This window comes from Mycolicibacterium boenickei (assembly GCF_010731295.1).
Taxonomy (GTDB): Bacteria; Actinomycetota; Actinomycetes; order Mycobacteriales; family Mycobacteriaceae; genus Mycobacterium; species Mycobacterium boenickei.
Genome location: NZ_AP022579.1, coordinates 3,088,977 through 3,111,781, shown reverse-complemented (window position 1 = coordinate 3,111,781; position 22,805 = coordinate 3,088,977). Strand labels below are relative to the sequence as shown.

Below are 22,805 nucleotides of genomic sequence, written 5' to 3'. Positions count from 1 at the left end.
TCCAGCGGTTTACTGGACTGAATGGCAATCACCTTCAATCACACCATCGTGGCCGCCAAGGATCGGCAGGCCTCAGCTGAGTTCTTCACCGAGTTGTTCGGCCTGCCCGCCCCGAAGGAATTCGGGCCTTTTCTGGCCGTGACGCTGAATCACGGCGTGAGTCTCGATTACGCCCAGGTCGGTGCCGATGAGGAGGTCCGGCCGCAGCACTACGCGTTCCTGGTCTCCGAGGACGAGTTCGACTCGATCTACGGCAAGATCCGCGACCGCGGCATGCCGCACTGGGCGGATCCGCATGGTCGGCATCCGGGCGAGATCAACCACAACGACGGTGGCCGCGGGGTGTACTTCTTCGATCCGTCCGGGCACGGACTGGAGATCATCACCCGCCCATACGGCGGCTGAGTACCCGGCCCGCGAGTATCCCGGCCCCGGCGCCCCGTATCCGGGGCAACATGGCCGCCCGGTTGCCCAGTACCGAGATCAACTCGGCGGCCCGGCCCTCCACGAGCCGATCGCCGTCCCCGTGGGCCCAATCCGCGTCGGTCGCCACCAACCGCAATCCGCGGCTGTTCCGGTAGGCAGGCACGAACGGATTGGGAATGCTGACCTGTGCCTTCAGCACCGCGACGAGGGCATCGGCCGGGATTGTTGGTTCGGCACCCAGCGCATAGAGGATGTCGAGCTCATGGGTGACATGGTCACCGATCAGGAGCCGGGCCGGAAAGTACCGGCCGATACCGGTAGGACGGTCCATGAGCTCGCGGAGTTGCCCCAGCAGCCGGTCGGGAGGGCTCGCGGCAGCGCGTGCGCGAGCGAGGGCGGTATTGGCCGCGTCGAATCCGCGGCAGCGGTACATGTGCGCGACGAGGGAGCCGGTGCCACAGCTGTAGCCGACCACCAGGTGGGCGAGCACCTCGTGGTTGGTCCACTCGGAGCACAGACTCGGCGCCGCCCAGTCCTGCGCTCTCAACGTCTCGGCGACCGAGATGAATCGAGCATCGTTGGCCCGCAGCAGCTTACGCGCGGACATCGAGATGCTCCGTCAGGAAGGCGGTCTGATCGGCCAACACCCGTTCCACCAACGGCGGATGGTAGATCGCGAAGTGGTCGGAATCGTAGTGCCTGGCAACACCTTGCGGTGCCCGTGCGGCCGCCAGCGCGGCGTACCTGGGATCCATCAATGTTTCGCTGTCGCACACGCATACCAGCAACGGTGCCGAGATCCGCCGCACATGGCGTAGCCCGGATGCCAGCACCACTCCCGCCATGTCGGCCGCGGCGATGCGGTTGTCGAAACTCCCGCCCGGCGGGACCGTCGAACGCCAGCCGGACTCGGCGCCGGACACGGTAACCATGGCTTTACTGCCGGGCGGTCCGACGATCGGGACGTAATGCCGAGCGCCCCGCCGCAGCGCGCGCAGCGCGTCGGCACCGATGGCCGGGGCCATCCGCAGGACGGCTCGCAGGCCCAGAGTCCGCGCCGCCGCGCGCCCGTGCACGATCGGGCACTGGACGAGGGCCACGGTGATATCAGCTCGCTCGGCGGCGACCCGCAGCACGTTCATGCCGCCGAGACTGGTGCCCCACAGGCCGAGCCGGGTGGCGTCGATGTCGGGATGGGTGCGCAGGTGATCCAGCGCAGCGTGCAGGTCACGGCATTGTCGCCGGATCGAAAAGCGTTGCCGTGGAGTGCCTTCAGACGCGCCGGTGTGGCGGTAGTCGAACGCCAGGGTGGCGATGCCTGCCGCGGCGAAGTGCTGTTCGTACTGCGCCAGCATCATCTCGTGGGTGGCCCCGAGACCGTGCGCCAACACTACCGCCGGGTGCGGGCCCGGACCGGTGGGCAGCGTCATCCACGCGGCGCAGCGCTGCGTGCCCGAGACGAAATCCGAACGGACGGTGGGGGCGGTGCGCTCCATCGAAACCTCCTGATAAGTACGTTGTACGTATGAGCTAGACTCCAATACGTACGGTGTACTTGTCAAGGAGTATCGATGCGCGCACGCTTCACGGTCGACGAGATCGCCTCGGCGGCACTACGAATCGTCGATGATTCCGGCCCCTCGGCGCTGAGCATGCGGGCGCTGGCTGCCGCACTGGGCACCGGTCCCATGACGATGTACAACTACGTCGCCGACAAAGAGGCGCTGGAGGAGCTCGTCGTCGGCGCGGTGGTCGCCAAGATCGTCGTGCCGGACGCTACCGACGACTGGCAGCGCGATGTTGCCGCGATCGCGACGGCGATGTGGGCCGGTGTGCGAGCGCATCCGGCCGCGCTCCCCCTGGTTCTCACGCGGCGGATGGCCTCGCCGACGGGCTTCGCGATCGCCGATGCGCTGATTGCCGCGCTGGGGCGTGCCGGACTCTCCGATACCGACCGCCTGTCGGCATTCCACGCCGTGCTCGGCCTGGTGGTCGGATCCGCACAGGCAGCCCTCGCGGGCCCGCTGACCGGTGAGGCACCCGAGGCGGCAGTTCAGATCGGCTCGGTCGCCGGCACCGAATACCCGCATATCGAGGCACTGTCCCGAGTGGCGACAACGACGTCGGTCAACGATGACTTCGACGGTGGGATGCGGATGTTGATCGACGGCATCGCGATGCGAAGCCGCGAACGCTAACGGTGTCCGCGCTGGTGTTCCTGATCGCGGTAGGCGTTGGCCAGCTTGTCGACGTGCCCGGGCAGTGAGCCGGCCGCCACATCGGCCAGGCTGGTCTCCTCCAGCACCGAGCGCATGCTCGCCCGCAGTGCCCGCCAGACGTCGGTCAGCGCCGCAGTCGGGCCGGAGTACGGCAGGTCTCCCAGCCCGATGTCACGCACACTCGCCAACGGTCCGTCGATGCAGCGCAGCACGTCGGCGATGCTGATCTCGGCTGCCGGACGGGCCAGCTCGTAACCGCCGTCGCGGCCTCGATGACTGCGGACGAGTCGATCGGTACGCAGCGCGGTGAGGATGTCGACGAGGAACTGCGCCGGAATCCCCTGTGCCTTGGCCAGGTCATCGGTTTTGACCAGCTCGCCGTCTTCGACCGTTGCGAGCTGGACCATGGCTCGGACGGCATACTCCGCCTTCGCCGACATCCGCATGCTCAGGATTGTGCCAGTTCAATCGGCCTAATCAGGAATCCCCGCGGCATCCGGGACCACGACGGCGAACAGATCCGACATCGCGGCCAGGCTCGCCGACTGCATGACCGCCGCGGGTACCGGGGCGCCCTCGGGGCCGGCCAAGGTGCGGGTTGCGGTCGCGGCGGCCACCACCGTCGGGGCGTATCCGAGATTGAAGGCGCCCCGTGCGGTGGAGTTGACGCACATGTGCGTCATGAACCCGGCGAGCACCAGGTTCGACGCGCCCAGACCCTTCAGCCGGTCTTCGAGGTCGGTCTGCACGAACGAATTGGGGAACTGCTTGACCACCACCGGCTCTCCCGCGCGCGGTGCCACCGACGCGACGATCGCGCCGCTCTCGCCCTCGATGTCATACAGCGAACCCGGACCGTCGGAGTGCTGGATGTGAACGATCGGGATGCCCGCGCTGCGGGCCCGGTCGAGCAGTTGGGCCGTCTGTTCCAGGGCGGCCTGCACCCCTTCGAGCTCCATGACCCCCTGGGTGTAGGTGTTCTGGCAGTCGATCAGGACCAGGGTGGAATCGGCGAGGCGGGCCGGCGCGGCAGGCAGGCCTGCCAGTTCACGCAGCGTAGGGCGGGTCATGTCGACGAGCCTAGTGACCAGCGACGACCGCGCCTACCCCGCTGTCACCGCCAGTACCCGTTCGGCCAGTTCGGGCCGGCACACGATCAGGTCGGGCAGCGTGGGATCGGCCGAGTTGTAGACCAACCGGGAGCCGTCGATGCGCGAGGTGTGCAGGCCGGCGGCACGGGCCACCGCAACGGGCGCGGCCGAATCCCACTCGTACTGACCACCGGCGTGCACGTACACATCGGCGACCCCGCGGACCACCGCGGCGACTTTGGCTCCGGCCGAACCCATTTCGACCAGTGTTCCGTCGAGCGCCTCACGGACCGCCAGTGCCACCGCGGGCGGGCGGGTGCGTGACACCACGACCCGGGGCGGGCCGTCGAAGGGTCGGGGTGCGGCCACGTCGGGGGTGGACAGCGTGGTGTTCTGCGCGGGCAACGCGACCGCTCCCGCCACGAGTTCACCGGCACTCCACAGCGCCACGTGCACAGCCCAGTCGTCGCGGCCGAGCTCGGAGAACTCCCGGGTGCCGTCGAGCGGGTCGACGATCCAGACCCGTTCGGCGCTCAGCCGGGCCGGGTCGGCCCGCTGGTCGGCCGTCGCTTCCTCGGACAGCACCGAGTCGCCGGGAACCAGCTTGGCCAACTCGGCCATCAGGAAATCGTGGGACTGCTTGTCCCCGGCTGCCTTTCGTTCGGCGGCCGGGGCGTCGGCATAGTCGGCACGGACGTCGAGCAACAGATCCCCGGCCCTGGTGGCCAGCCGGGCTGCCAGTTCGTGATCGTTCACGATGGCAATTCCAACAGCTCGATCACCATGTCCGCCAGTTCAGCGGTGCTGTGGTCCGGAGTCAGCCGCAGATCCGGGTTCTTCGGCCGCTGGTACGGGCTGTCGATACCGGTGAAGTGGGTGATCTCCCCGGCCCGGGCCTTGGCGTACAGGCCCTTGGGGTCGCGGCGTTCGCAGTCTTGAAGCGGGGTGTCGCAGAACACCTCGTAGAAGTCGACACCACCCTCGTTGGCCACCTTCCGCGCCAGCTCGCGGTGCTCCTCCAGCGGGCTGATGGCAGGGACCAGCACGACCTGGCCGGAGTCGGCCAGCAGCGCGGCGACGTGGGCCAGACGGCGCAGGTTCTCGGCCCGGTCGGCCATCGAGAAGCCGAGGTCCGCGTTGAGTCCGTGGCGCAGGTTGTCACCGTCCAGAACGTATGCCGGCACGCCCTTTTCGAGCAGTTTTTGCTCGACCAGCATCGCCACCGAAGACTTGCCGGATCCCGACAGGCCGGTGAACCAGATGGTGCGCCCGCGGCTGAGTCGATCCCCCGGGGTGACCAGTGACTCGTGCCGCACCGCATTCGGGCTCGCCGTCTCGTTGCGGGAGTCGCGCAGCACCATGCCGGCGCCGACGGTGCCGTTGGTGTTGGGATCGATCAGGATGAACGATCCGGTGGCCGCGTTGCGGCTGTACTCGTCGAGCAGCAGCGGGGCCTGGGTGCGCAGCGAAATACGGCCCAGCTCATTGAGTTTGAGTGCGCTCGCGGACTTGTCCCGGTGCAGGGTGTTGACGTCGAGACGGTAGTCGAGACCGGTGACCTTGGCCCTGGTGGTGCGGGTCGTGTGCTTGATCAGGTACTCACGCCCGGGCTCCAGCGACGATTCGTCGGCCATCCAGCACACCGTGGCATCGAATTCCTGTGTGACGCGCGGCTGGTTGTTGGGCCGGGCGATCATGTCGCCGCGGGAGATGTCGATGTCGTCGGACAGGCTGATCGACACCGCCATCGGAGGGAACGCCTCCTCGACGAGGCCGCTCGGACCGTCGATCTGGGTGATGCGCGTGGGCTTTCCGGCCGGCAGCACGATCACATCGTCACCGGGACGCAGCACCCCGCTGGCGACGGTGCCGGCGTAGCTTCGGTGATCGGCGTGCTCGTGGGTCTGCGGCCGGATCACGTACTGCACCGGGAAACGCACGTCGACCAGGTTGCGGTCACCGGCGATGTAGACGTCTTCGAGGTGGCTCAGCAGCGAGGGACCCTCGTACCACGGCGTCACATCGGATTTGGTCACCACGTTGTCGCCGTTGAGCGCCGACATCGGGATCGTCGTCACGTCGTGCACGTCCAACCGGGCGGCGAACGCATGGAACTCGTCGCGGATCGCCTCGAAACGCTCCTGGTCCCAATCGATCAGGTCCATCTTGTTGACGGCCAGCACGATGTGCTGGATGCCCAGCAGCGAGGCCAGGAAGGCGTGCCGGCGGGACTGCTCGAGCAGTCCGTGGCGGGCGTCGACCAGCACGATGACCAGCTGCGCGGTGGACGCTCCGGTCACCATGTTGCGGGTGTACTGGATGTGCCCCGGCGTGTCGGCGATGATGAATTTGCGCTTGGCCGTGGCGAAGTAGCGGTAGGCGACATCGATCGTGATGCCCTGCTCGCGCTCGGCCCGCAGGCCGTCGGTGACCAGCGCCAGGTCGGTGTAGTCGTTGCCGCGTTCCTTGGAGGTCCGCTCAACGGCGGCCAGCTGGTCCTCCATGACGGCCTTGGAGTCGTACAACAGCCGGCCGATCAGCGTGGATTTGCCGTCATCGACGGATCCCGCGGTGGCGATTCTCAACAGCGTCGACATCAGAAATACCCCTCGCGCTTGCGGTCTTCCATACCGGCTTCCGAAATACGGTCATCGGCGCGGGTGGCACCGCGCTCGGTGAGCCGAGACACCGCGGTCTCGGCGATGACCTCGGAAACCGTTGCGGCCGTTGATTCGACGCAGCCGGTGCAGGTGACGTCGCCGACGGTGCGGAAGCGCACGGTCTTCTCGATCACCGGCTCGTCCTTGCGGGGCTGCATGTACTTGTGCACCGCGAGCAGCATGCCGTCGCGCTCGAACACCTTGCGCTGGTGCGCGTAGTAGATGGAAGGCAGCTTGATCTTCTCGGCACCGATGTAGGACCAGATGTCGAACTCGGTCCAGTTGGAGATCGGGAAGGCACGGATGTGCTCACCCTTGTGGTGGCGACCGTTGTACAGGTTCCACAGCTCGGGACGCTGGGCCTTGGGATCCCACTGGCCGAACTCGTCGCGGAAGGAGAACACCCGCTCCTTGGCGCGGGCCTTCTCCTCGTCGCGCCGGGCACCGCCGAAGGCGGCGTCGAACTTGTTCTCCCGGATGCCGCGCAGCAGCGTCACGGTCTGGATCGGATTGCGCGACGGGATGGTCTCCACCACGCGGCCTGCGTCGATGTCGTCCTGCACCTTGGCGACGACCAGACGCGCACCGTAGTGCTCCACCAGCTCGTCGCGGGCCTCGTAGACCTCGTCGAAGTTGTGGCCCGTGTCGACGTGCATGACCGGGAACGGCAGCCGGCCCGGCGCGAACGCCTTGACCGCCAGGTGCAGCATGACGATGGAGTCCTTGCCGCCGGAGAACAGCAGCACGGGCTTCTCGAACTCCGCGGCGACCTCGCGGATGATGTGGATGGCCTCGGCCTCCAGCGACCGCAGATGGCTCAGCTCATAATGGCCGGCCCGATCGACCTGCGGACCTGTTGTTTGTGCGGCGGTCATCACTTCCCCATTAAGTTGGTAGGAATGGCCAGAATTGCAAGCATGGCCAGGAATCTATCCGCCTGGTCGCCGCGGTGTCAATGGCGGCCTACCGTCCGGGGCGGTGCCCGCTGACGTGGGCACCTGCCCGCCGGGGCAATCGAACCGTCGCGACCAAGGTCAGCGCCAACAACGCGCCCAGAACCAGATACGTCACCGAATACGAGGTCACCCGGCTGAGCAGCAGCGCCGCCAGGGCCACGCCGAGCCCGGCCGCCAGCTCCTGCACCGACGCGTTGAGGGTGTTGGCATGCGTCAACTCCTCCCCTTCGACGTCGGAGAACGCCAGGCTGTTGTACGCGGTGAAGCCGATCGACCGCAGCGCGCCGCTCAGATAGAGGACGACGGCCATCACGGCCACCGGCAGGCCGGGCCGCAACAACGCCAGCAGGCCGAAACACGCGACCGAGGCCACCCCGTTGACCAGCAGCACGGTGCGGATACCGAATCGGCGCATCAGCGGGGTGGTGGCGGGCTTGATGGTCAGGTTCCCGGCGAACAACGCGGCCACCATGACACCGGCGGCCAGCGGCGTCCAGCCGAACTCCAGCTGGAACTGCAGCGGCAGCAGGAACGGCACCGCGGTGATCACCAGTCGATACAGCGATCCGGCCACCACGGTGATGCGCAGCGTGTGCACCCGCAGCACCCGCAGCTGCACCAGCGGGGCCGTCGCGGTGAGCAGCCGCCACACCGCGGCGGCGAGCAACACGACGGCGGCCGCCCCACCGGCGGTGACCAGCCCCCAGTCGGTCCCGGAGACCCGGATGTGCTCCAAGGCGATCAGCGCCGCCGCGATCCCCGAGCCGAGCGCCAGCAGACCGGGCCAGTCCAGCGATCGGGTCGTGGGCTGCGGCGCACCGCGAACCAGCTTGAGCGCGAGGACAATTCCGAGCACTCCGATCGGAATGTTCACCACGAAGATCCATCGCCAGCTGCCCAGCGTCGCGATCGCCCCACCCAGCATCGGTGCCAGCACCGGAGCGGTCAGCGCCGGCCAGGTGAGCAACGCGATGGCCCGCACCAGGTCCGCCTTGCCGCTCTGGCGCAACACCGCCAGCCGGCCGACCGGGACCATCATGGCGCCGCCGACCCCCTGCAGCACCCGCATCAGCACCAGCATCGGCAGCGACGTACTCGCCGCGCAGCCGATCGAGGCCAGCGTGAACACCGCGATCGCCCCGACGAACACCCGGCGGGTGCCGAACCGGTCGGCCAACCAGCCACTGGCCGGGATCAGTACCGCCACCGTGACCAGGTAAGCCGAGATCGCCACGTTGACGTCGATGGCGCCCACACCGAACGACTCGGCGATCAGCGGGATGGCCGGCGCAATGATCGTCGCGTCGAGGATCTCCATGAACAGGCTGCCGGCCACCAGCAACGCCATGCCGCGCGGGAAGCGCGGATGCTCGGGGCCGGACGTCACAGCCGGCGAGCCGGAGTGGTTACCCCGCAGGTAATTGAACCGCCGACCACCGGCGGCACACACTGGTGCTCATGAGTATCCAGACCGGCCCGGCCGTCATGGCGGAGTTCCTGCCCCAGTCGCCCTTCGTGGCCAAACTCGGCATCGTCGCCGAAAATCTCGACGGCCCCGAGGTCCGGCTGCGGTTGCCGTGGGATCCGTCGAACATCACGATCGCCGACATGGTGCACGGCGGGGCGATCGCGGCGTTGGCCGATGTCACGGTGATGGCTGCGGCATGGGCGCAGGCCGAAGTTCCGGATTCGCTTCGCGGAGTGACGGTCTCGATGACGATCAGTTATCTGGCGCCGGCGCGGGCCACCGACCTGATCGGACTCGGGCGCGTGCTGCGTCAGGGCAGATCCCTGGTGAGCTGTGACGTCGATATCGTCACGCCCGGCGGGGAGGCAGTGGCCAAGGCCATCGCGACGTACAAGGTGGGCTGAGCCTCACAACGTCACCTCGTTGAGCTTGCCGGTTGCGACGTCGAAGATGAAGCCGCGCAACGACTCGTGCTCGGTGACGAACGGGCTGGCCTCGATACGGCGCAACGACTGGCGCACATCTGTTTCCAGATCGACGAATGACTCGGCGGCCCAGTTCGGCTTGATGCCGATCTCGTCCTGGATCTGCTGTTTGAATCCGTCATCGGTGAAAGTCAGCATGCCGCAATCGGTGTGGTGGATCAGGATGATCTCCTTGGTCCCCAGCAGCCGCTGGCTGATGGCCAGTGAACGGATCTCGTCATCGGTGATGACGCCGCCGGCGTTGCGGATCACGTGTGCCTCACCGTCGCCCAGGCCGAGGATCCGATAGACATCCAGCCTGGCATCCATGCACGCCACCACCGCGACGTGCTTGCTCGGCGGCAGCGGCAACGGCCCGGTGAAGGTCCGGGCATAGACCTCGTTGTTGGCCACGTACTGATCGGTGACAGACATGCTTCGACGCTAAACCCGCGACGGCCGGCAGGCCAGCGGCAGAATCAGGCTGAACGGAACGAGCGATGACCGTCCTGCCGGGGGGAAGCAGGACGGTCATCGCGGTCTGGGCGTTCAGGTACGCGGCGACGACAGGTCGTACACCGGGGTATTGCCGACCACAGTCTTGGTGAAGTTCGCCGTCACCCAGTCAGTGATCTCCGCGGCGCTGCCGTGCTCTTGACGCGGCGGCCCGGAAGGCCCACCGGGACCGTCCTCCGGCCGATCGAGGAAGTACCGGACCTGACCGTCAGCGACGTACTGCTGGAACTGGGCGAGCGTCGGCGAATCGTCGCTGCCGGTGAACCCGCCGATGGCCATCAGCGACTCCCCCGTCTTGAGCTCGAGATCGCTGACCATCATCGAGCCCACACTCGCTGCGGCCCAACGGCCGTCGGCACCGGCGATGAGCTCGGCCAGCGCCGGATCATCGGCGCGCCCGAAGCCCGGGGGCGGGCCACCCGGACCTCCGGGCCCGCCCGGGCCACCGAAGCCCATGTCCCGGTTGGGGCCGGAGGTGGCCATCGGACCACCGCCGTGGACCTTCGCCACCGTCTCGATGGTGTAGGCCCCGGTGGCGGCGAGCCCGAAGATCATGGCCGCGAGCGCCACCGCGACAGGCAACTTGCCGGGACGGTGGGCGACCATGGCCAGGGCCACCGCGGTCAGCACCGAGCCGATCAGAACGATCCAGCGCAGCGCCGGTAACCAGTCGGGGGTGCGGTCGAGCAGTACGAACGCCCACACCCCGGTGCCGGCCAGCATCACCGCGAGCACCAGCCGCGAAGCGAGTCGTTCCCGGACCCGCCACAATTCGGCGACCGATATGCCCACGACCGCGGCCACGGCGGGGGCCAGCGCCACGGTGTAGTAGGGGTGGATGATCCCGTCCATGAAGCTGAACACCACGGCGGTGACCAGCATCCAGCCGCCCCACATCAGCAGGCCGGCCCGCAGCCCGGCGGTCCGCGCCGTGCGACGTGTCAGCCACAGTGCGGCGACCAGGCCGATCAGCGCGGCAGGCAACAACCACGAGGCCTCGGTGCCCATGGACATTCCGAACATCCGGCCGATGCCGGGGTCACCGCCGAACATCAGGTTGGCGCCGCCGCCCGGCCCGTGACCGGGGCCGCCCGGTCCGGGACCACCCGGGCCACCTGGGCCGGGGCCCTCCTGCCCCATGATGCGTTGCAGCCCGTTGTAGCCGAAGGCCAGTTGCAGCAGGCTGTTGTCGGTCGAGCCGGCGATGTACGGCCGGGAATCGGCCGGCCACAATGCCACCAGCGCGATGTACCAACCCGAGGAGACGATCATCGCCGCCGCACCGATCAGCAAGGTGCCCAATCGTTTCCATATACCGACGGCGGGTGCGGCGACCAGGAACATCAACGCCAGGCCTGGCACGACCAGGAACGCCTGCAGCATCTTGGTCAGGAAGGCGACGCCCAGCGCGCATCCGGCCAGTGCCACCCAGCCGGCGCTGGCCTTCGCAGACACCGGCCCGACCGCGCGCACCATGAAGTACGCCGCGAGCACCAGGAGCAGGACCAGGAGCGCATCGGGATTGTTGTAGCGGAACATCGAGGCGGCGACCGGCGTCAATGCCAGTGCCACTCCGGCGATCAGCCCGGCAGCGGGGCCGCTGGTCCGCTTCACCGTGGCGTAGAGCAGCGCCACTGCGCCGACGCCCATCAGTGCCTGCGGTAGCAGCATGGTGAACTCGTTGAAGCCGAACAGCCTGCCCGACAAACCCATTGCCCACATCGCGGCGGGCGGCTTGTCGACCGTGATGGCGTTGCCGGCGTCCAAGGATCCGAACAACCAGGCCTTCCAGGACTGGGTACCGGCCTGCGCTGCCGCGGCGTAGTAGCTGTTGGCCCACCCAGACGAACCCAGCGCCCAGAAGTACAGCACCGCGGTGCCGGCCAGCATGGCCCAGTAGGAGGGCCGGACCCAGCGCGGGGTCGCCGACTTCTCAGCTCCGGCGGTCTCGTCCGCGGAAGCGGGTGCGGTGTCAACGATGGTCGTCATAGTCCTGTCTCTCGATTCGCCCCGCCGGCACGCCGCGTCCGCGAGGGGTGGAACACCCATCCTCGCAACAGCACGAAGCGCACCACGGTGGCCAGCAGGTTGGCCGCAACCAATACGGCAAGTTCGACGCCGCGGTGCGGCACGGGTGCGACGAAGTGCAGCAGCCCCAACGATCCACTGGTGATGGTCAGCGCGATCGCGAAGACCGTAAGGCCTTCGAGATGATGGCGGGTGATGTTGCCCGCCCCGGCGATACCGAACGTGAACCGCCGGTTGGCGGCGGTGTTTCCGATAGCGGTCACCAACAGGGCCACGAGGTTGGCGGCCTGTGCGCCGACACCGGCGCGCAGTGCCGTGAACAGCAGCAGATAGGCCAGCGTGGACACCACGCCGACGGCACCGAAGCGCACTGCCTGGCGCAGCAGGGATTGCGGGGCAGCCGATTTCCGTGACGATCCGAGCTGCGCGGCGATGGTGTTCACCGGGATCGAGCCGTTGGCGAATCCGCGGAGCAGCCGGCCGATGCCCTTGAGGTCGGCGGTGGCGGTGGCGATGATGTCGACCCGGCTGTCCGGATCGTCCACCCAGTCGACCGGCACCTCGTGAATGCGGAGGCCACTGCGCTCGGCCAGCACCAGCAGCTCGGTGTCGAAGAACCATCCGGTATCGGCGACATGGGGCAGCAACCGGTGGGCGACGTCGGCGCGGATCGCCTTGAATCCGCACTGGGCATCCGAGAAGCGGGCTGACAGAGTTGATTTCAGGATCAAGTTGTAGCAACGCGAGATGAACTCACGCTTCGCACCGCGGACCACCCGCGAGCCGCGGCCCAGCCGGGTGCCGATCGCCAGATCGGAATGACCGGAGATCAGCGGTGCCACCAACGGCGCGAGCGCGGCCAGATCGGTGGACAGGTCGACGTCCATGTAGACCAGCACCTGGGCGTCCGAGGCCGACCACACCGCGCGTAGCGCGCGTCCGCGGCCCTTCTCCTCCAGCCGCACCACCCGCACATCGTCGAGCTCGTCTGCCAGTTCGGCGGCGATCCGCGGGGTGTCGTCGGTGCTGGCATTGTCGGCGATGGTGATGCGGACCGGCACCGCGAAGTTCTCGTCGAGATAGCTGTGCAGCCGGCGTACCGAATCGGCAAGCGCGGCTTGCTCGTTGTACACCGGCACCACGACGTCGAGCACTGGAACCCCGGCCTCCCGGGCGGCCAGTGCGGCGTTGGGCCGTGACGCGAATCGGAACCGCTGATCGGGGTCTTGGACCAAGGTTGTCATGACTTCATCGTTCTCCGGCGGCTTGTGATCTGGGTTGGGCGAAGCTATGCGCCTGCTATGTGTTCGTCGCACGTTGAGTCAGGTCGTAGATGGTGACGTCGTCGACGGTGATCGGGTCGTAGTGGGCCTGCACCCACTCCGCGATCTCGGTGGCGGCCTGGCTGCCGCTTGGCGTGTGTCCGCCGAAACCGCCCGCCATGATGTGGGAACGGATGAAGAAGTGGACCGCGCCATCGTCGACGAGCTGCTGAAACTCCTCAAGCGTCGGCGCCGGATCGGTGCCGTTGAAACCGCCGACAGCCATTACCGGTGCGCGGGTGGCCAATTGGTACCCCGCGGCATTTGATGAGCCCACCACGGCTGCCGCCCATTGGTAGCGGTCGGCGTCGGCGGCCAGGGTCGCGGTCAGCGCCGGTCCGGGTTCCGGCGCCGCGAACGGTCCGCCGAAACCTCCGCCGCGCGACGGCCCGACGGACGGTATCGCCCCGTTGTGCGGGCTGGCGGCGGTGGCGACGGAGTATGCGGCCGGGCCGGCCAGGCACGCCGCGACGGCCAGAGCCGCAGTCAACCGCGTCATCGGGCGGTCCAACCGTCCTGCCAACAGCAGGAGTACCGCCGCGCCCACACCGATCACCGCCACCGCGGCCCGCAGCCACGGATACGGATCGTCGTTGCGGGCCAGTAGCACCGCGGCCAGGATCGCGGTCACCAGCACGGCGCCCGACATCGCCGTGGCGGCCCGGATGTCGGTGCGGTGTTGCCACAGCAGCATCGCGCCGATCCCGATCACGGCGCCGATCGCCGGGGCGAGTGCGACGGTGTAGTAGGGATGCACGATGCCGTGCATGAAGCTGAACACCACTGCGGTGACCAACAGCCAGCCACCCCACAGGATCAGCGCGGCCCGGACCGGATCCGTGCGGACCGCGCGGCGGGTCAGGTAGACGCCGGCCGCCAGGCAGATCAGGGCCGCCGGCAGCAGCCAGGCGATGTCGGCGCCCATCTGCGACGCGAACAACCGGCCCGGTCCGACATCGAAGTTGAGGTTACCCAGGCCGCCGGTCTCGTCGCCGGTCAGGCGACCCAAACCGTTGTACCCCAAGGCCAATTCGACGATGCTGTCATTCTGCGAACCGCCGATGTAGGGCCGCGCCGACGCGGGCCACAGCTCCACCAGCACCAGGTACCAGCCACCGCTGACGACGATGGCGGCCCCGGCCGTGACGACATCGAGAACCCGCCGCCCGAGCGGGCGGTCGCCGGCGACCAGGGCCGCGGTGGCGAACGCCGGCAGGACCAGGAACGCCTGCAACATCTTGGCCAGGAAGCCGAAACCGACTGCCGTCCCCGCAGCGACGAACCACCAACGGCTGGCGTCCTTTTCGATACCGCGCTGCACGCAGTAGGCCGCTGTCACGAGCAGCAGCACCAGGAGAGCGTCGGGATTGTTGAACCGGAAGATCAACGCGGCCACCGGAGTCAGGGCCAGCACCGCACCGGCCAACAGGCCGGCCCACGGTCCGGCGGCCCGGCGTACCGCGGCGTAGAGCACCGCGACCGCACCGACACCCATCAGCGCCTGTGGGACAAGAACGCTCCACGAGTTCAGCCCGAACAGACGCACCGAGATGTCGATGATCCACAACGCCGCGGGCGTCTTGTCGACGGTGATGGCGTTGCCCGCGTCGCTCGACCCGAACAGCATGGCGGTCCAGTCCTGCGCCCCCGCCTGCGCAGCGGCCGAGTAGAACGCGTTGGCCCACCCGCTGCTGGACAGGTTCCACAGGTAGAGCACAGCGGTGCCGGCCAACAACACCGCAAGCACCAGGCGCTGGGAAACGGTGGTGGAACGATCGGGCCCCGGATGGTCAGGCGTTGCCGTCTCCACCTCGGCAGCGGGATCTGCGGCAACGAGGGTCACCACTCCATGTTTGCCGGGGCCGCTAGGTGCCCGATTGGTGCGTCCTGTGTGTGCCCTGTGAGCTCGGCCCGGGTAGCCGAACCACGAACTCGGTGGAGCCCGGCGCGCTGCTCACCTCGATCGTGCCGCCGTGGGCCTTGACCACCGCGGCCACGATCGCGAGGCCCAGCCCGGTACTGCCCTCGCGTCGCGAGCGAGACGAGTCGCCGCGGGCGAACCGTTCGAACACGTCGGGCAGTAGCCCCGGCGGTATGCCGGGGCCGTCGTCGGCGACGGCGATCAGCACCGCGTCGGGCTCGGACTTCAACGACACGGTGACCGAAGTCCCGGCAGGGGTGTGGGTGCGGGCATTGGCCAGCAGATTCGCCAACACCTGATGCAGGCGGGCCTCGTCACCCTCGACCACCACCGGGTCCTCGGGCAGGTCCAGCGCCCACTGGTGGTCGGGACCGGCGACGTGGGCGTCGCTGACCGAGTCGACCACGAGCCGCGACAGGTCCACGCTCTCGCGTTCCAGCGGCCGGCCTGCGTCGAGGCGGGCCAGCAGCAGCATGTCCTCCACCAGTTGCGTCATCCGCGTCGTCTCCGACTCCACGCGGTTCATCGCGTGGGCCACATCGGCGGGCAGGTCATCCCGTTTGCGCTGGGCGAGTTCGGTGTAGCCCCTGATGGCCGCCAGCGGCGTCCGCAACTCATGGCTGGCATCGGCGACGAACTGGCGGACCCGCGTCTCACTCGCGTGGCGCGCCGAGAGCGCACTGGCGATGCGGTCGAGCATCCGGTTCAGCGAGGTGCCCAGCTGGCCGACTTCGGTGTGGGCGCTGACCGGGTCGACGGGGACGATCGGCGTGGGCAGCTGCACCTCGCCGCGGTCGAGCTCGAGATCGGCCACCCTGCGTGCCGCGGCCGAAACCCGTGACAGCGGCGCGAGTTGGTGCCGGATGATCAGGATTCCGGCGACGGTGGCGGCGAGCAATGCGATGAGCGCCAGCACACAGAACATGCCGAGCACCCACAGCAGCGTGTCGTCGACGATGGCGGTCGGCAGGCCGGTCACGATGGTCTGTGCTCCGCCGTGACGCGGGTGCAGACCGATCAACCGATAGCGGCCCAAGCCGTCGAGGTCGACGGTCTCGGGCTGCCGGGTGGCCGGAATCTGCGAAAGTTGTTCAGCTGCAGCCGCACTCACCGCGACCCGCTCACCTTCTGCGGTGATCACCCCGGCGTCGACGGGACGGTTGGGCGACACCACCGCGCCGACCATCCGGGCGGCCTGTCCGGGGGCGTTGAGGAACCCGGGGCCCGGCCCGTCCTCAGGATCGAACGGGATGCGATGGTGACCGCGCGTGCCGGGCGGCGGTGGGAGTCCCGGTGGTGGGGGCGGCAATTCGAAGATGGCCGCTGAGCGCCTGCCGGCCTCGATGAGCTGATCGTCGAGCTGGTTCATCAGAAATCGTTGCAGCGCAAACTCGGTGGCAACGCCGATGCTGACGCACACCACCGCCAGCAGCACCACCTGGGTGACCACCAGCCGGGCGCGCAGCGACCAGGTTCGCGGTGACCACCACCGAGTGGCTCCGGGCCCGGCAGCCACCTCAGCGCGCGGGACGGAGGACATAACCCGCACCGCGCAGCGTGTGGATCATCGGTTCGCGTCCACTGTCGATCTTCTTGCGCAGATACGAGACATACAGTTCGACGATGTTGGACCGGCCGCCGAAGTCGTAGCTCCACACCCGGTCCAGGATCTGAGCCTTGCTCAACACCCGCTTGGCGTTGCGCATCATGAACCGCAGCAGTTCGAACTCGGTGGCCGTCAGCGTGATCGCCTCACCGCCGCGGGTCACCTCATGACTGTCCTCGTCGAGCACGAGATCGCCGACGACGATCTTGGCGCCGCCGTCTTCACTGGTCACCCCGGTGCGCCGGAGCAGCGCCCGCAACCGCAGCACTACTTCCTCCAGGCTGAACGGCTTGGTGACGTAGTCGTCGCCGCCCGCGGTGAGACCCGCGATGCGGTCCTCCACCGAATCCTTGGCGGTCAGCAGCAGCAAGGGCAGGCCGGGGATCTGCTCGCGCAGCTTGCGCAGGACGTCCAGGCCGCTCATGTCGGGAAGCATCACGTCGAGCACGACCACATCGGGTGGGTTCTCCCGGGCCGCGGCGATCGCGCTCGCGCCGTCCCCGGCCGTCGCGATGTCCCAGCCCTCATAGCGCAGCGCCATCGAGACCAGCTCGGCCAGTACGGGCTCGTCGTCGACTACCAGGACCTGGATCGGGTTGCCGTCGGCACGCCGCATCACGGCGCGCCCGGACTCGGAATCGGTGCCATTGGTGGTCATGCTCACCCGCCCAGTATTCGCCCGCTCGATAGGCCCGGACTTAGCGCTGTCTATGTGCCAGCTGTGAATGCCCGCCATAGACAGCGCAGAGCAGGTACACAGCCGGCTCACAGACAACACCTGCACCGTGGACCGCATGAGCATCCGACACACCGCCGCTGCGGTGGGCATCGCGGCGGCGATTGCCGGGCTCGGCGGCGCGACGATCTACGCCGCCACCGACTCCCACAGCTCGGGCTTCCCCGGGCCGCCACCGGGAATGGCCGGGCCGCGAGACCGCCCCGACCCGGCCACCGTCCACAGTGAGGCGGTGCTGGCCGACCATGACAGCGGCTACACCACGACGCTGACGCAGACCGGCACGATCACCGAACTGACCGCCACCTCGGTCACGGTGCGCAGCAACGACGGGTTCGTCCAGAGCTACGCGTTGCCGCCCTCGGCCGACACCCCGTTCGGGGTCGACGACCGGGTCGTGGTCCGAGCCACCCGCACCGGCACGGCGCCGCCCGACAAGCCGACCGTCACCAGCATCGGCGAGGCAATTTCCCGCTAACCGCCGTTGCCGTACCCGTCGGGCAGTTCCACCTTCACCGTCGGTTTCGCGAAGGAGGTCTCCAGTTCACTGGGAGCCGTTGTCTTGGTTACGGTTTCACCGACACTGACCGCAGGTACCGCGCCACTCGTCGGGGCCTGCGCCATCATGGAGCCGACGGCACCCATCGTTGCCAGTGCGATCGCTCCGACACCGGCCATCACGTAGTTGGTCCGCTTGTTGCGTTCGTCTCCTGTCACAGCGACCTGCCTACCGCGTCCCGAGGGGCGAGGTAAACCGGCCGCGTGGCAGCCCCGTGGGCCGAATCAGCCACCATCAGTGCGGTGTGGCAAACCCGGACGGCGTCGTCGCCGAAACGGTCGGCGACGCCTCGGAGGTCTCCGGAGCCGTCGGCGCGGTCGTCTCGGTCACGGTCTGTCCCGTGGTGATTGCCGGCGGTTCGACCCGTTGCTGGGCGCCGGCGTGACCACCACCCATGCCGATTCCGAGCACCGCTGTGGCTAACCCGCCAACAGCGCCGACACCGGCGGAGATCAATTTCAGATTTCGCTGATTGTTTCCCTTAGCGCTACCCATGCGCTCACCTCCCGTCGCCTCGTATATCCCCGGCGACCGGAGGTGAAACCACTACCCGGCGATCAGTGCGTGACGGCGAACCCGGACGGCGGCGTATAGCCCCGCATCGCAGGTACCGCCATCGACACCACCGGTGCAGTCGGAGGCGTCGTCTCCGTGCTGGTCTGGCCGAGGTTCATGTGGGACCCGGCCGCCAGCGCCTGAGAACCGGCCCCCGTACCCATGTGCACGTCCGATATCGCGCCGAACACACCCAGCCCCACCACTGCCGCACCACCGGCTGTCGCAGCGATCACTTTCACCTTCTTGAGCCCGCTGACCTTCATGTATTTCAGTGAACGCCTGATTTCTATACCGAGGCTGTGTCTCGACTGTCAGTTCCCCACCGAGTGCGGGCGCGCCGAAACACCACATCCCGCGCTGACCGGAATCCGGTCCCCCGCTGCTCTACCCTGTCTGGCATGCGGCCGTGGGTGGGAAGAACCGGATGACGCGCTTCCTGGCGCGCCGGCTGCTCAACTACATCGTGCTGCTGGCCCTGGCCTCGTTTCTGACGTTCACCCTGACGTCGCTGAACTTCAAGCCCCTCGACAGCCTCGAGCAGCGCAATCCGCGGCCACCACAGTCCGCGATCGACGCGAAAGCCGCTGAGCTCGGCCTCGACCAGCCCATTCCGCTGCGCTACGCCAACTGGGCCGCCGACGCGGTCCGCGGCGACTTCGGCACCACGGTCACCGGCCAGCCGGTGGCCGACGAGTTGGGGCGACGCATCGGGGTGACCCTGCGCCTGCTGGTCATCGGCGCGATCTCGGGAGCGGTGATCGGCGTGGTGGTCGGAGCCTGGGGAGCGATCCGCCAGTATCGGCTGTCGGACCGCGTCATCACCGTGTTATCGCTGCTGGTGATCAGCACACCGTCGTTCGTGATCGCCAACATGCTGATCCTGGCCGCGCTCAACGTGAACTCGATCCTGGGGGTGCAGATCTTCGAGTACACCGGGGAAACCGCGCCGGTGCCGGTCGGCGGCGCCTGGGACCAGTTCGTCGACCGGCTGCAGCACCTCGTGCTGCCGACGTTCACGCTGGCGCTGATGGCCATCGCCGGTTACAGCCGGTACCAGCGCAACGCGATGCTCGACGTGCTCGGCCAGGACTTCATCCGCACCGCCAGGGCCAAAGGACTCACCCGCCGGCACGCCCTGTTCAAGCACGGGCTCCGGACCGCCCTGATTCCGATGGCCACCCTGTTCGCCTACGGCGTGGCCGGACTGGTCACCGGCTCGGTGTTCGTCGAGAAGATCTTCGGCTGGCACGGTATGGGTGAATGGGTGGTACAGGGCATCGCCACCCAGGACACCAACATCATCGCGGCCATCACCGTGTTCACCGGCACCGTGATCCTGGTTGCCGGCCTGCTCTCCGACGTCATCTACGCGATGCTCGACCCGAGGGTGCGCGTCACATGACCCAGACTTCTGCCCCCACCGGTGGCGCCGCCGCGGCCCGCTCGGGTCTGCACACCGAGGAATTCGCCACCCGGCGCACGCTGGTGTTCCGCCGGTTCCTGCGCAATTGGCCCGCGGTGGTGTCGCTGGCGCTGCTGGTGATCATGTTCGTGGCCTGCTACACGCTGCCATCGGTGCTGCCCTACAGCTATTCGGACCTCGACTACTACGCGCTGCAGGAGCCGCCGTCGGCGGATCACTGGTTCGGCACGAACGCGCTCGGGCAGGACATCTTCGCCCAAACCCTGCGCGGCATGCAGAAATCCATGTTGATCGGCCTCTGCGTGGCGTTCATCTCGACAGTCATCGCCGCCACGGTCGGCTCGGTCGCCGGGTACTTCGGCGGCTGGCGCGATCGCACGCTCATGTGGATCGTCGACGTGCTGCTGGTGGTACCGAGCTTCATCCTGATCGCGATCGTCACGCCCCGGCTGAGCCAGTCCAATCGGGTGTTCTGGCTGATCGTGCTGCTCTCGGCGTTCAGCTGGATGATCAGTTCGCGCATCGTCCGCGGGATGACCCTGAGCCTGCGGGAGCGCGAATTCGTCTTGGCTGCGCGGTACATGGGCGTCAGCAGCTGGCGCATCATCGTGCGGCACATCCTTCCCAACGTGGCATCCATCCTGATCATCGACACCGCGCTCAACGTCGGCGTGGCGATCCTGTCCGAAACCGGTTTGAGCTACCTGGGATTCGGCATCCAAGCGCCTGACGTCTCGCTGGGCACGCTGATCGCCGACGGCACCAAATCCGCCACCACGTTCCCCTGGGTGTTCCTGTTCCCCGCCGGGGTGCTGGTGCTGATCATCCTGTGCGCCAACCTGATCGGCGACGGCCTGCGCGACGCGATCGACCCCGGTAGCGGCCGACTGCGGCGCAAGAAAGTACGCCGATGACACGACTCCTCGAAGTATCCGACCTGACGGTGGACTTCCCCACCGACGGTGCACCCGTTCAGGCCGTGCGGGGCGTGAACTTTCGCGTCGACGCCGGTGAGGTGGTCGCGCTCGTCGGCGAATCCGGCGCCGGGAAATCGGCCAGCGCCATGGCTGTCGTGGGTCTGCTGCCCGAGTTCGCCGAGGTGGCCGGGTCGGTGCGGCTGCACGGCGAGGAACTGATCGGCCGTTCCGACGCCGAGATGTCGCGGATTCGCGGCAACACCATCGGCACGGTGTTCCAGGACCCGATGTCCGCGCTCACACCGGTCTACACCGTAGGCGATCAGATCGCCGAGGCCCTGACAGTCCACAACCAGGACCTGAGCCGGCGCGCGGCCCGTACGCGTGCCGTCGAATTGCTCGAGCTGGTCGGGATCTCCCAGCCGGAACAGCGAGCCCGGTCCTTCCCGCACGAGTTGTCGGGCGGCGAACGCCAGCGAGTGGTCATCGCCATTGCCATCGCCAACGATCCCGATCTGCTGATCTGCGACGAGCCCACCACGGCCCTCGACGTCACGGTGCAGGCCCAGATCCTCGACGTGCTCAAGACCGCCCGCGACGTCACCGGTGCCGGGGTGCTGATCATCACCCACGACCTCGGTGTGGTGGCCGAATTCGCCGATCGGGCACTGGTGATGTACGCCGGACGCGCCGTCGAGGACGCACCGGTGTCCCGCCTGTACGAGCGGGCCCGCATGCCCTACACCGTGGGCCTGCTCGGCTCGGTGCCGCGCCTGGATGCTCCACAGGGGACGCGCCTGGTGCCGATCCCCGGTGCGCCGCCGTCGCTGACCACGACACCGCACGGCTGCCCGTTCGCCCCGCGCTGCCCGCTGGCCATCGACGTATGCGAGGCCGCCGAACCCGAACTCATCGAGTTGGCACCGGATCACCACGCCGCCTGCATCCGCACCGACCAGGTCGGCGGACGCAGTGCCGCCGAGATCTATCAGGTTGCCGGTACCGACGCCGGCGCCGCAGACACCGAGCCCGACGACTCCGCGGTGGTGCTGCGGGTACGCGACCTGTCCAAGACCTACAAGCTGACCAAGGGTGTGGTGCTGCGCAGGCAGGTGGGCGAAGTTCGCGCGGTCGACAACGTCAGCTTCGACCTGCGCAGCGGCCGTACCCTCGGCATCGTCGGCGAGTCGGGGTCGGGCAAGTCCACCACCCTGCACCAGATCCTGAATCTGTCTGCGCCGCAATCGGGTTCGATCGAAGTGCTCGGCTCCGACGTCGCCACCCTGGACCGCAGGACGCGCCGCGCCCTACGCACCGACCTTCAGGTGGTGTTCCAGGATCCGGTGGCCTCACTGGACCCGCGACTACCGGTGTCGGACGTACTGGCAGAGCCGTTGACCGCCAACGGTTTCGACAAGCCCAGGATCGACGGGCGGGTGGCCGAGCTGCTCGAGTTGGTCGGGTTGCGACGCGCCGACGCCAGCCGCTACCCGGCCGAGTTCTCCGGCGGGCAGAAGCAGCGGATCGGGATCGCGCGTGCCCTGGCCCTGCAACCCAAGATCATCGCGCTCGACGAACCCGTCTCCGCGCTGGACGTCTCGATCCAGGCGGGGATCATCAACCTGCTGCTGGACCTGCAAGACCGGTTCGACCTGGCCTATCTGTTCGTCTCCCACGATCTGTCGGTGGTCAAGCACCTGGCCCACGACGTCGCCGTGATGTACAAGGGCGCAGTCGTCGAGCAGGGTTCGGGCGATGCGGTGTTCACCAACCCCCAGCACGCCTACACCCGCAAATTGCTGGCCGCGGTGCCGCAACCACGACCGGTCAACGGTTAGGTATTGCCGCGTCCGCGGGATCCGGCATCTAGCATCGACGGGGTGAACGGGTTCAAGGGGTTCAAGTTCCAGCGTTTCGCCGTCGTCGCAGCCGTCA

General features: G+C 67.9%; 24 protein-coding genes. 7 read left to right on the top strand and 17 right to left on the bottom strand.

Annotation, left to right across the window (positions count from 1 at the left end; genetic code table 11):
- Positions 1 to 21 precede the first annotated feature (21 nt).
- Positions 22 to 405: a VOC family protein gene (locus G6N57_RS14815; RefSeq protein WP_077743175.1), complete on the top strand. Its 384-nt coding sequence runs from the start codon at positions 22 to 24 to the stop codon at positions 403 to 405.
- On the opposite strand, the gene G6N57_RS14810 is transcribed toward G6N57_RS14815, so the two are convergent.
- Both G6N57_RS14810 and G6N57_RS14805 read right to left on the bottom strand, forming a co-directional pair.
- The gene (locus G6N57_RS14810) at positions 383 to 1,033 is read right to left on the bottom strand and encodes a maleylpyruvate isomerase family mycothiol-dependent enzyme (protein WP_077743174.1); all 651 of its coding nucleotides are present in this window, start codon (positions 1,031 to 1,033) and stop codon (positions 383 to 385) included. The two genes, G6N57_RS14815 and G6N57_RS14810, sit on opposite strands and share 23 nt — an antisense overlap.
- A complete protein-coding gene (locus G6N57_RS14805) occupies positions 1,020 to 1,922 on the bottom strand; it encodes an alpha/beta hydrolase (RefSeq protein ID WP_077743173.1) in 903 nt (300 codons plus the stop codon). The genes G6N57_RS14810 and G6N57_RS14805 overlap by 14 nt, the downstream gene beginning before the upstream one ends.
- 75 nt (positions 1,923 to 1,997) lie before the next feature.
- Here G6N57_RS14805 and G6N57_RS14800 point away from each other — a divergent pair, with 75 nt between their 5' ends.
- Entirely contained in the window at positions 1,998 to 2,624 is a 627-nt protein-coding gene (locus tag G6N57_RS14800) for a TetR/AcrR family transcriptional regulator (protein WP_077743172.1), read from the top strand.
- On the opposite strand, the gene G6N57_RS14795 is transcribed toward G6N57_RS14800, so the two are convergent.
- From G6N57_RS14795 to G6N57_RS14770, 6 genes are all read right to left on the bottom strand, one after another.
- Complete coding sequence (locus tag G6N57_RS14795) at positions 2,621 to 3,091, bottom strand: Rrf2 family transcriptional regulator (protein WP_077743171.1); 471 nt, start codon at positions 3,089 to 3,091, stop codon at positions 2,621 to 2,623. The genes G6N57_RS14800 and G6N57_RS14795 overlap by 4 nt on opposite strands.
- Positions 3,092 to 3,118: 27 nt before the next feature.
- Positions 3,119 to 3,715, bottom strand: coding sequence for a cysteine hydrolase family protein (locus G6N57_RS14790; RefSeq protein ID WP_077743170.1), 597 nt, complete (start codon positions 3,713 to 3,715; stop codon positions 3,119 to 3,121).
- 33 nt (positions 3,716 to 3,748) lie between these two features.
- Entirely contained in the window at positions 3,749 to 4,492 is a 744-nt protein-coding gene (locus tag G6N57_RS14785; RefSeq protein WP_036448387.1) for a 3'(2'),5'-bisphosphate nucleotidase CysQ, read from the bottom strand.
- Positions 4,489 to 6,333: a sulfate adenylyltransferase subunit CysN gene (cysN, locus tag G6N57_RS14780; RefSeq protein WP_077743169.1), complete on the bottom strand. Its 1,845-nt coding sequence runs from the start codon at positions 6,331 to 6,333 to the stop codon at positions 4,489 to 4,491. Before cysN ends, G6N57_RS14785 begins: the two co-directional genes overlap by 4 nt.
- Positions 6,333 to 7,271 (bottom strand): sulfate adenylyltransferase subunit CysD, encoded by a 939-nt coding sequence (gene cysD, locus G6N57_RS14775; protein WP_077743168.1) that lies wholly within the window; start codon positions 7,269 to 7,271, stop codon positions 6,333 to 6,335. The genes cysN and cysD overlap by 1 nt, the downstream gene beginning before the upstream one ends.
- An 88-nt stretch (positions 7,272 to 7,359) precedes the next feature.
- On the bottom strand, positions 7,360 to 8,700 hold the full coding sequence (locus tag G6N57_RS14770; RefSeq protein WP_077743285.1) for an MFS transporter: 1,341 nt from the start codon (positions 8,698 to 8,700) through the stop codon (positions 7,360 to 7,362).
- A 110-nt stretch (positions 8,701 to 8,810) separates the two neighbouring features.
- Here G6N57_RS14770 and G6N57_RS14765 point away from each other — a divergent pair, with 110 nt between their 5' ends.
- Positions 8,811 to 9,224 carry a PaaI family thioesterase gene (locus tag G6N57_RS14765; protein WP_077743167.1) on the top strand — a complete coding sequence of 138 codons (414 nt, stop codon included), beginning with the start codon at positions 8,811 to 8,813 and terminating at the stop codon, positions 9,222 to 9,224.
- A 3-nt stretch (positions 9,225 to 9,227) separates the two neighbouring features.
- Here the strand turns inward: G6N57_RS14765 and G6N57_RS14760 are convergent, their stop codons facing one another.
- The 6 genes from G6N57_RS14760 to G6N57_RS14735 all read right to left on the bottom strand — a co-directional run bounded on the left by G6N57_RS14760 (position 9,228) and on the right by G6N57_RS14735 (position 17,293).
- Positions 9,228 to 9,719, bottom strand: coding sequence for a beta-class carbonic anhydrase (locus tag G6N57_RS14760; RefSeq protein WP_077743166.1), 492 nt, complete (start codon positions 9,717 to 9,719; stop codon positions 9,228 to 9,230).
- Between the two features lie 114 nt (positions 9,720 to 9,833).
- Complete coding sequence (locus G6N57_RS14755; protein WP_077743165.1) at positions 9,834 to 11,789, bottom strand: ArnT family glycosyltransferase; 1,956 nt, start codon at positions 11,787 to 11,789, stop codon at positions 9,834 to 9,836.
- On the bottom strand, positions 11,786 to 13,072 hold the full coding sequence (locus tag G6N57_RS14750; RefSeq protein WP_077743164.1) for a bifunctional glycosyltransferase family 2/GtrA family protein: 1,287 nt from the start codon (positions 13,070 to 13,072) through the stop codon (positions 11,786 to 11,788). Before G6N57_RS14750 ends, G6N57_RS14755 begins: the two co-directional genes overlap by 4 nt.
- A 55-nt stretch (positions 13,073 to 13,127) precedes the next feature.
- Positions 13,128 to 14,993, bottom strand: a complete 1,866-nt coding sequence (locus G6N57_RS14745; RefSeq protein ID WP_077743284.1) for a glycosyltransferase family 39 protein — start codon at positions 14,991 to 14,993, stop codon at positions 13,128 to 13,130.
- Between the two features lie 22 nt (positions 14,994 to 15,015).
- The gene (locus tag G6N57_RS14740) at positions 15,016 to 16,611 is read right to left on the bottom strand and encodes a sensor histidine kinase (protein WP_077743163.1); all 1,596 of its coding nucleotides are present in this window, start codon (positions 16,609 to 16,611) and stop codon (positions 15,016 to 15,018) included.
- Positions 16,589 to 17,293: a response regulator transcription factor gene (locus G6N57_RS14735; protein WP_077743283.1), complete on the bottom strand. Its 705-nt coding sequence runs from the start codon at positions 17,291 to 17,293 to the stop codon at positions 16,589 to 16,591. The genes G6N57_RS14740 and G6N57_RS14735 overlap by 23 nt, the downstream gene beginning before the upstream one ends.
- Before the next feature lie 178 nt (positions 17,294 to 17,471).
- On the opposite strand from G6N57_RS14735, the gene G6N57_RS14730 reads away from it, so the two are divergent.
- Positions 17,472 to 17,891 (top strand): hypothetical protein, encoded by a 420-nt coding sequence (locus tag G6N57_RS14730; RefSeq protein WP_077743282.1) that lies wholly within the window; start codon positions 17,472 to 17,474, stop codon positions 17,889 to 17,891.
- Here the strand turns inward: G6N57_RS14730 and G6N57_RS14725 are convergent.
- From G6N57_RS14725 to G6N57_RS14715, 3 genes are all read right to left on the bottom strand, one after another.
- Positions 17,888 to 18,130, bottom strand: a complete 243-nt coding sequence (locus tag G6N57_RS14725) for a hypothetical protein (protein WP_234815704.1) — start codon at positions 18,128 to 18,130, stop codon at positions 17,888 to 17,890. The two genes, G6N57_RS14730 and G6N57_RS14725, sit on opposite strands and share 4 nt — an antisense overlap.
- A 76-nt stretch (positions 18,131 to 18,206) precedes the next feature.
- Positions 18,207 to 18,467 carry a hypothetical protein gene (locus G6N57_RS14720; RefSeq protein ID WP_077743162.1) on the bottom strand — a complete coding sequence of 87 codons (261 nt, stop codon included), beginning with the start codon at positions 18,465 to 18,467 and terminating at the stop codon, positions 18,207 to 18,209.
- Positions 18,468 to 18,529: 62 nt separating this feature from the next.
- Positions 18,530 to 18,793, bottom strand: coding sequence for a hypothetical protein (locus tag G6N57_RS14715; RefSeq protein WP_077743161.1), 264 nt, complete (start codon positions 18,791 to 18,793; stop codon positions 18,530 to 18,532).
- Positions 18,794 to 18,954: 161 nt separating this feature from the next.
- Here G6N57_RS14715 and G6N57_RS14710 point away from each other — a divergent pair, with 161 nt between their 5' ends.
- From G6N57_RS14710 to G6N57_RS14700, 3 genes are read left to right on the top strand one after another with little or no spacing between them, the layout of a single operon-like run.
- Complete coding sequence (locus G6N57_RS14710) at positions 18,955 to 19,932, top strand: oligopeptide ABC transporter permease OppB (protein ID WP_077743160.1); 978 nt, start codon at positions 18,955 to 18,957, stop codon at positions 19,930 to 19,932.
- Positions 19,929 to 20,867 (top strand): oligopeptide ABC transporter permease OppC, encoded by a 939-nt coding sequence (locus G6N57_RS14705; protein WP_077743159.1) that lies wholly within the window; start codon positions 19,929 to 19,931, stop codon positions 20,865 to 20,867. Before G6N57_RS14710 ends, G6N57_RS14705 begins: the two co-directional genes overlap by 4 nt.
- On the top strand, positions 20,864 to 22,708 hold the full coding sequence (locus tag G6N57_RS14700) for an oligopeptide ABC transporter ATP-binding protein OppD (protein ID WP_077743158.1): 1,845 nt from the start codon (positions 20,864 to 20,866) through the stop codon (positions 22,706 to 22,708). Before G6N57_RS14705 ends, G6N57_RS14700 begins: the two co-directional genes overlap by 4 nt.
- The last annotated feature ends 97 nt before the right edge of the window (positions 22,709 to 22,805 follow it).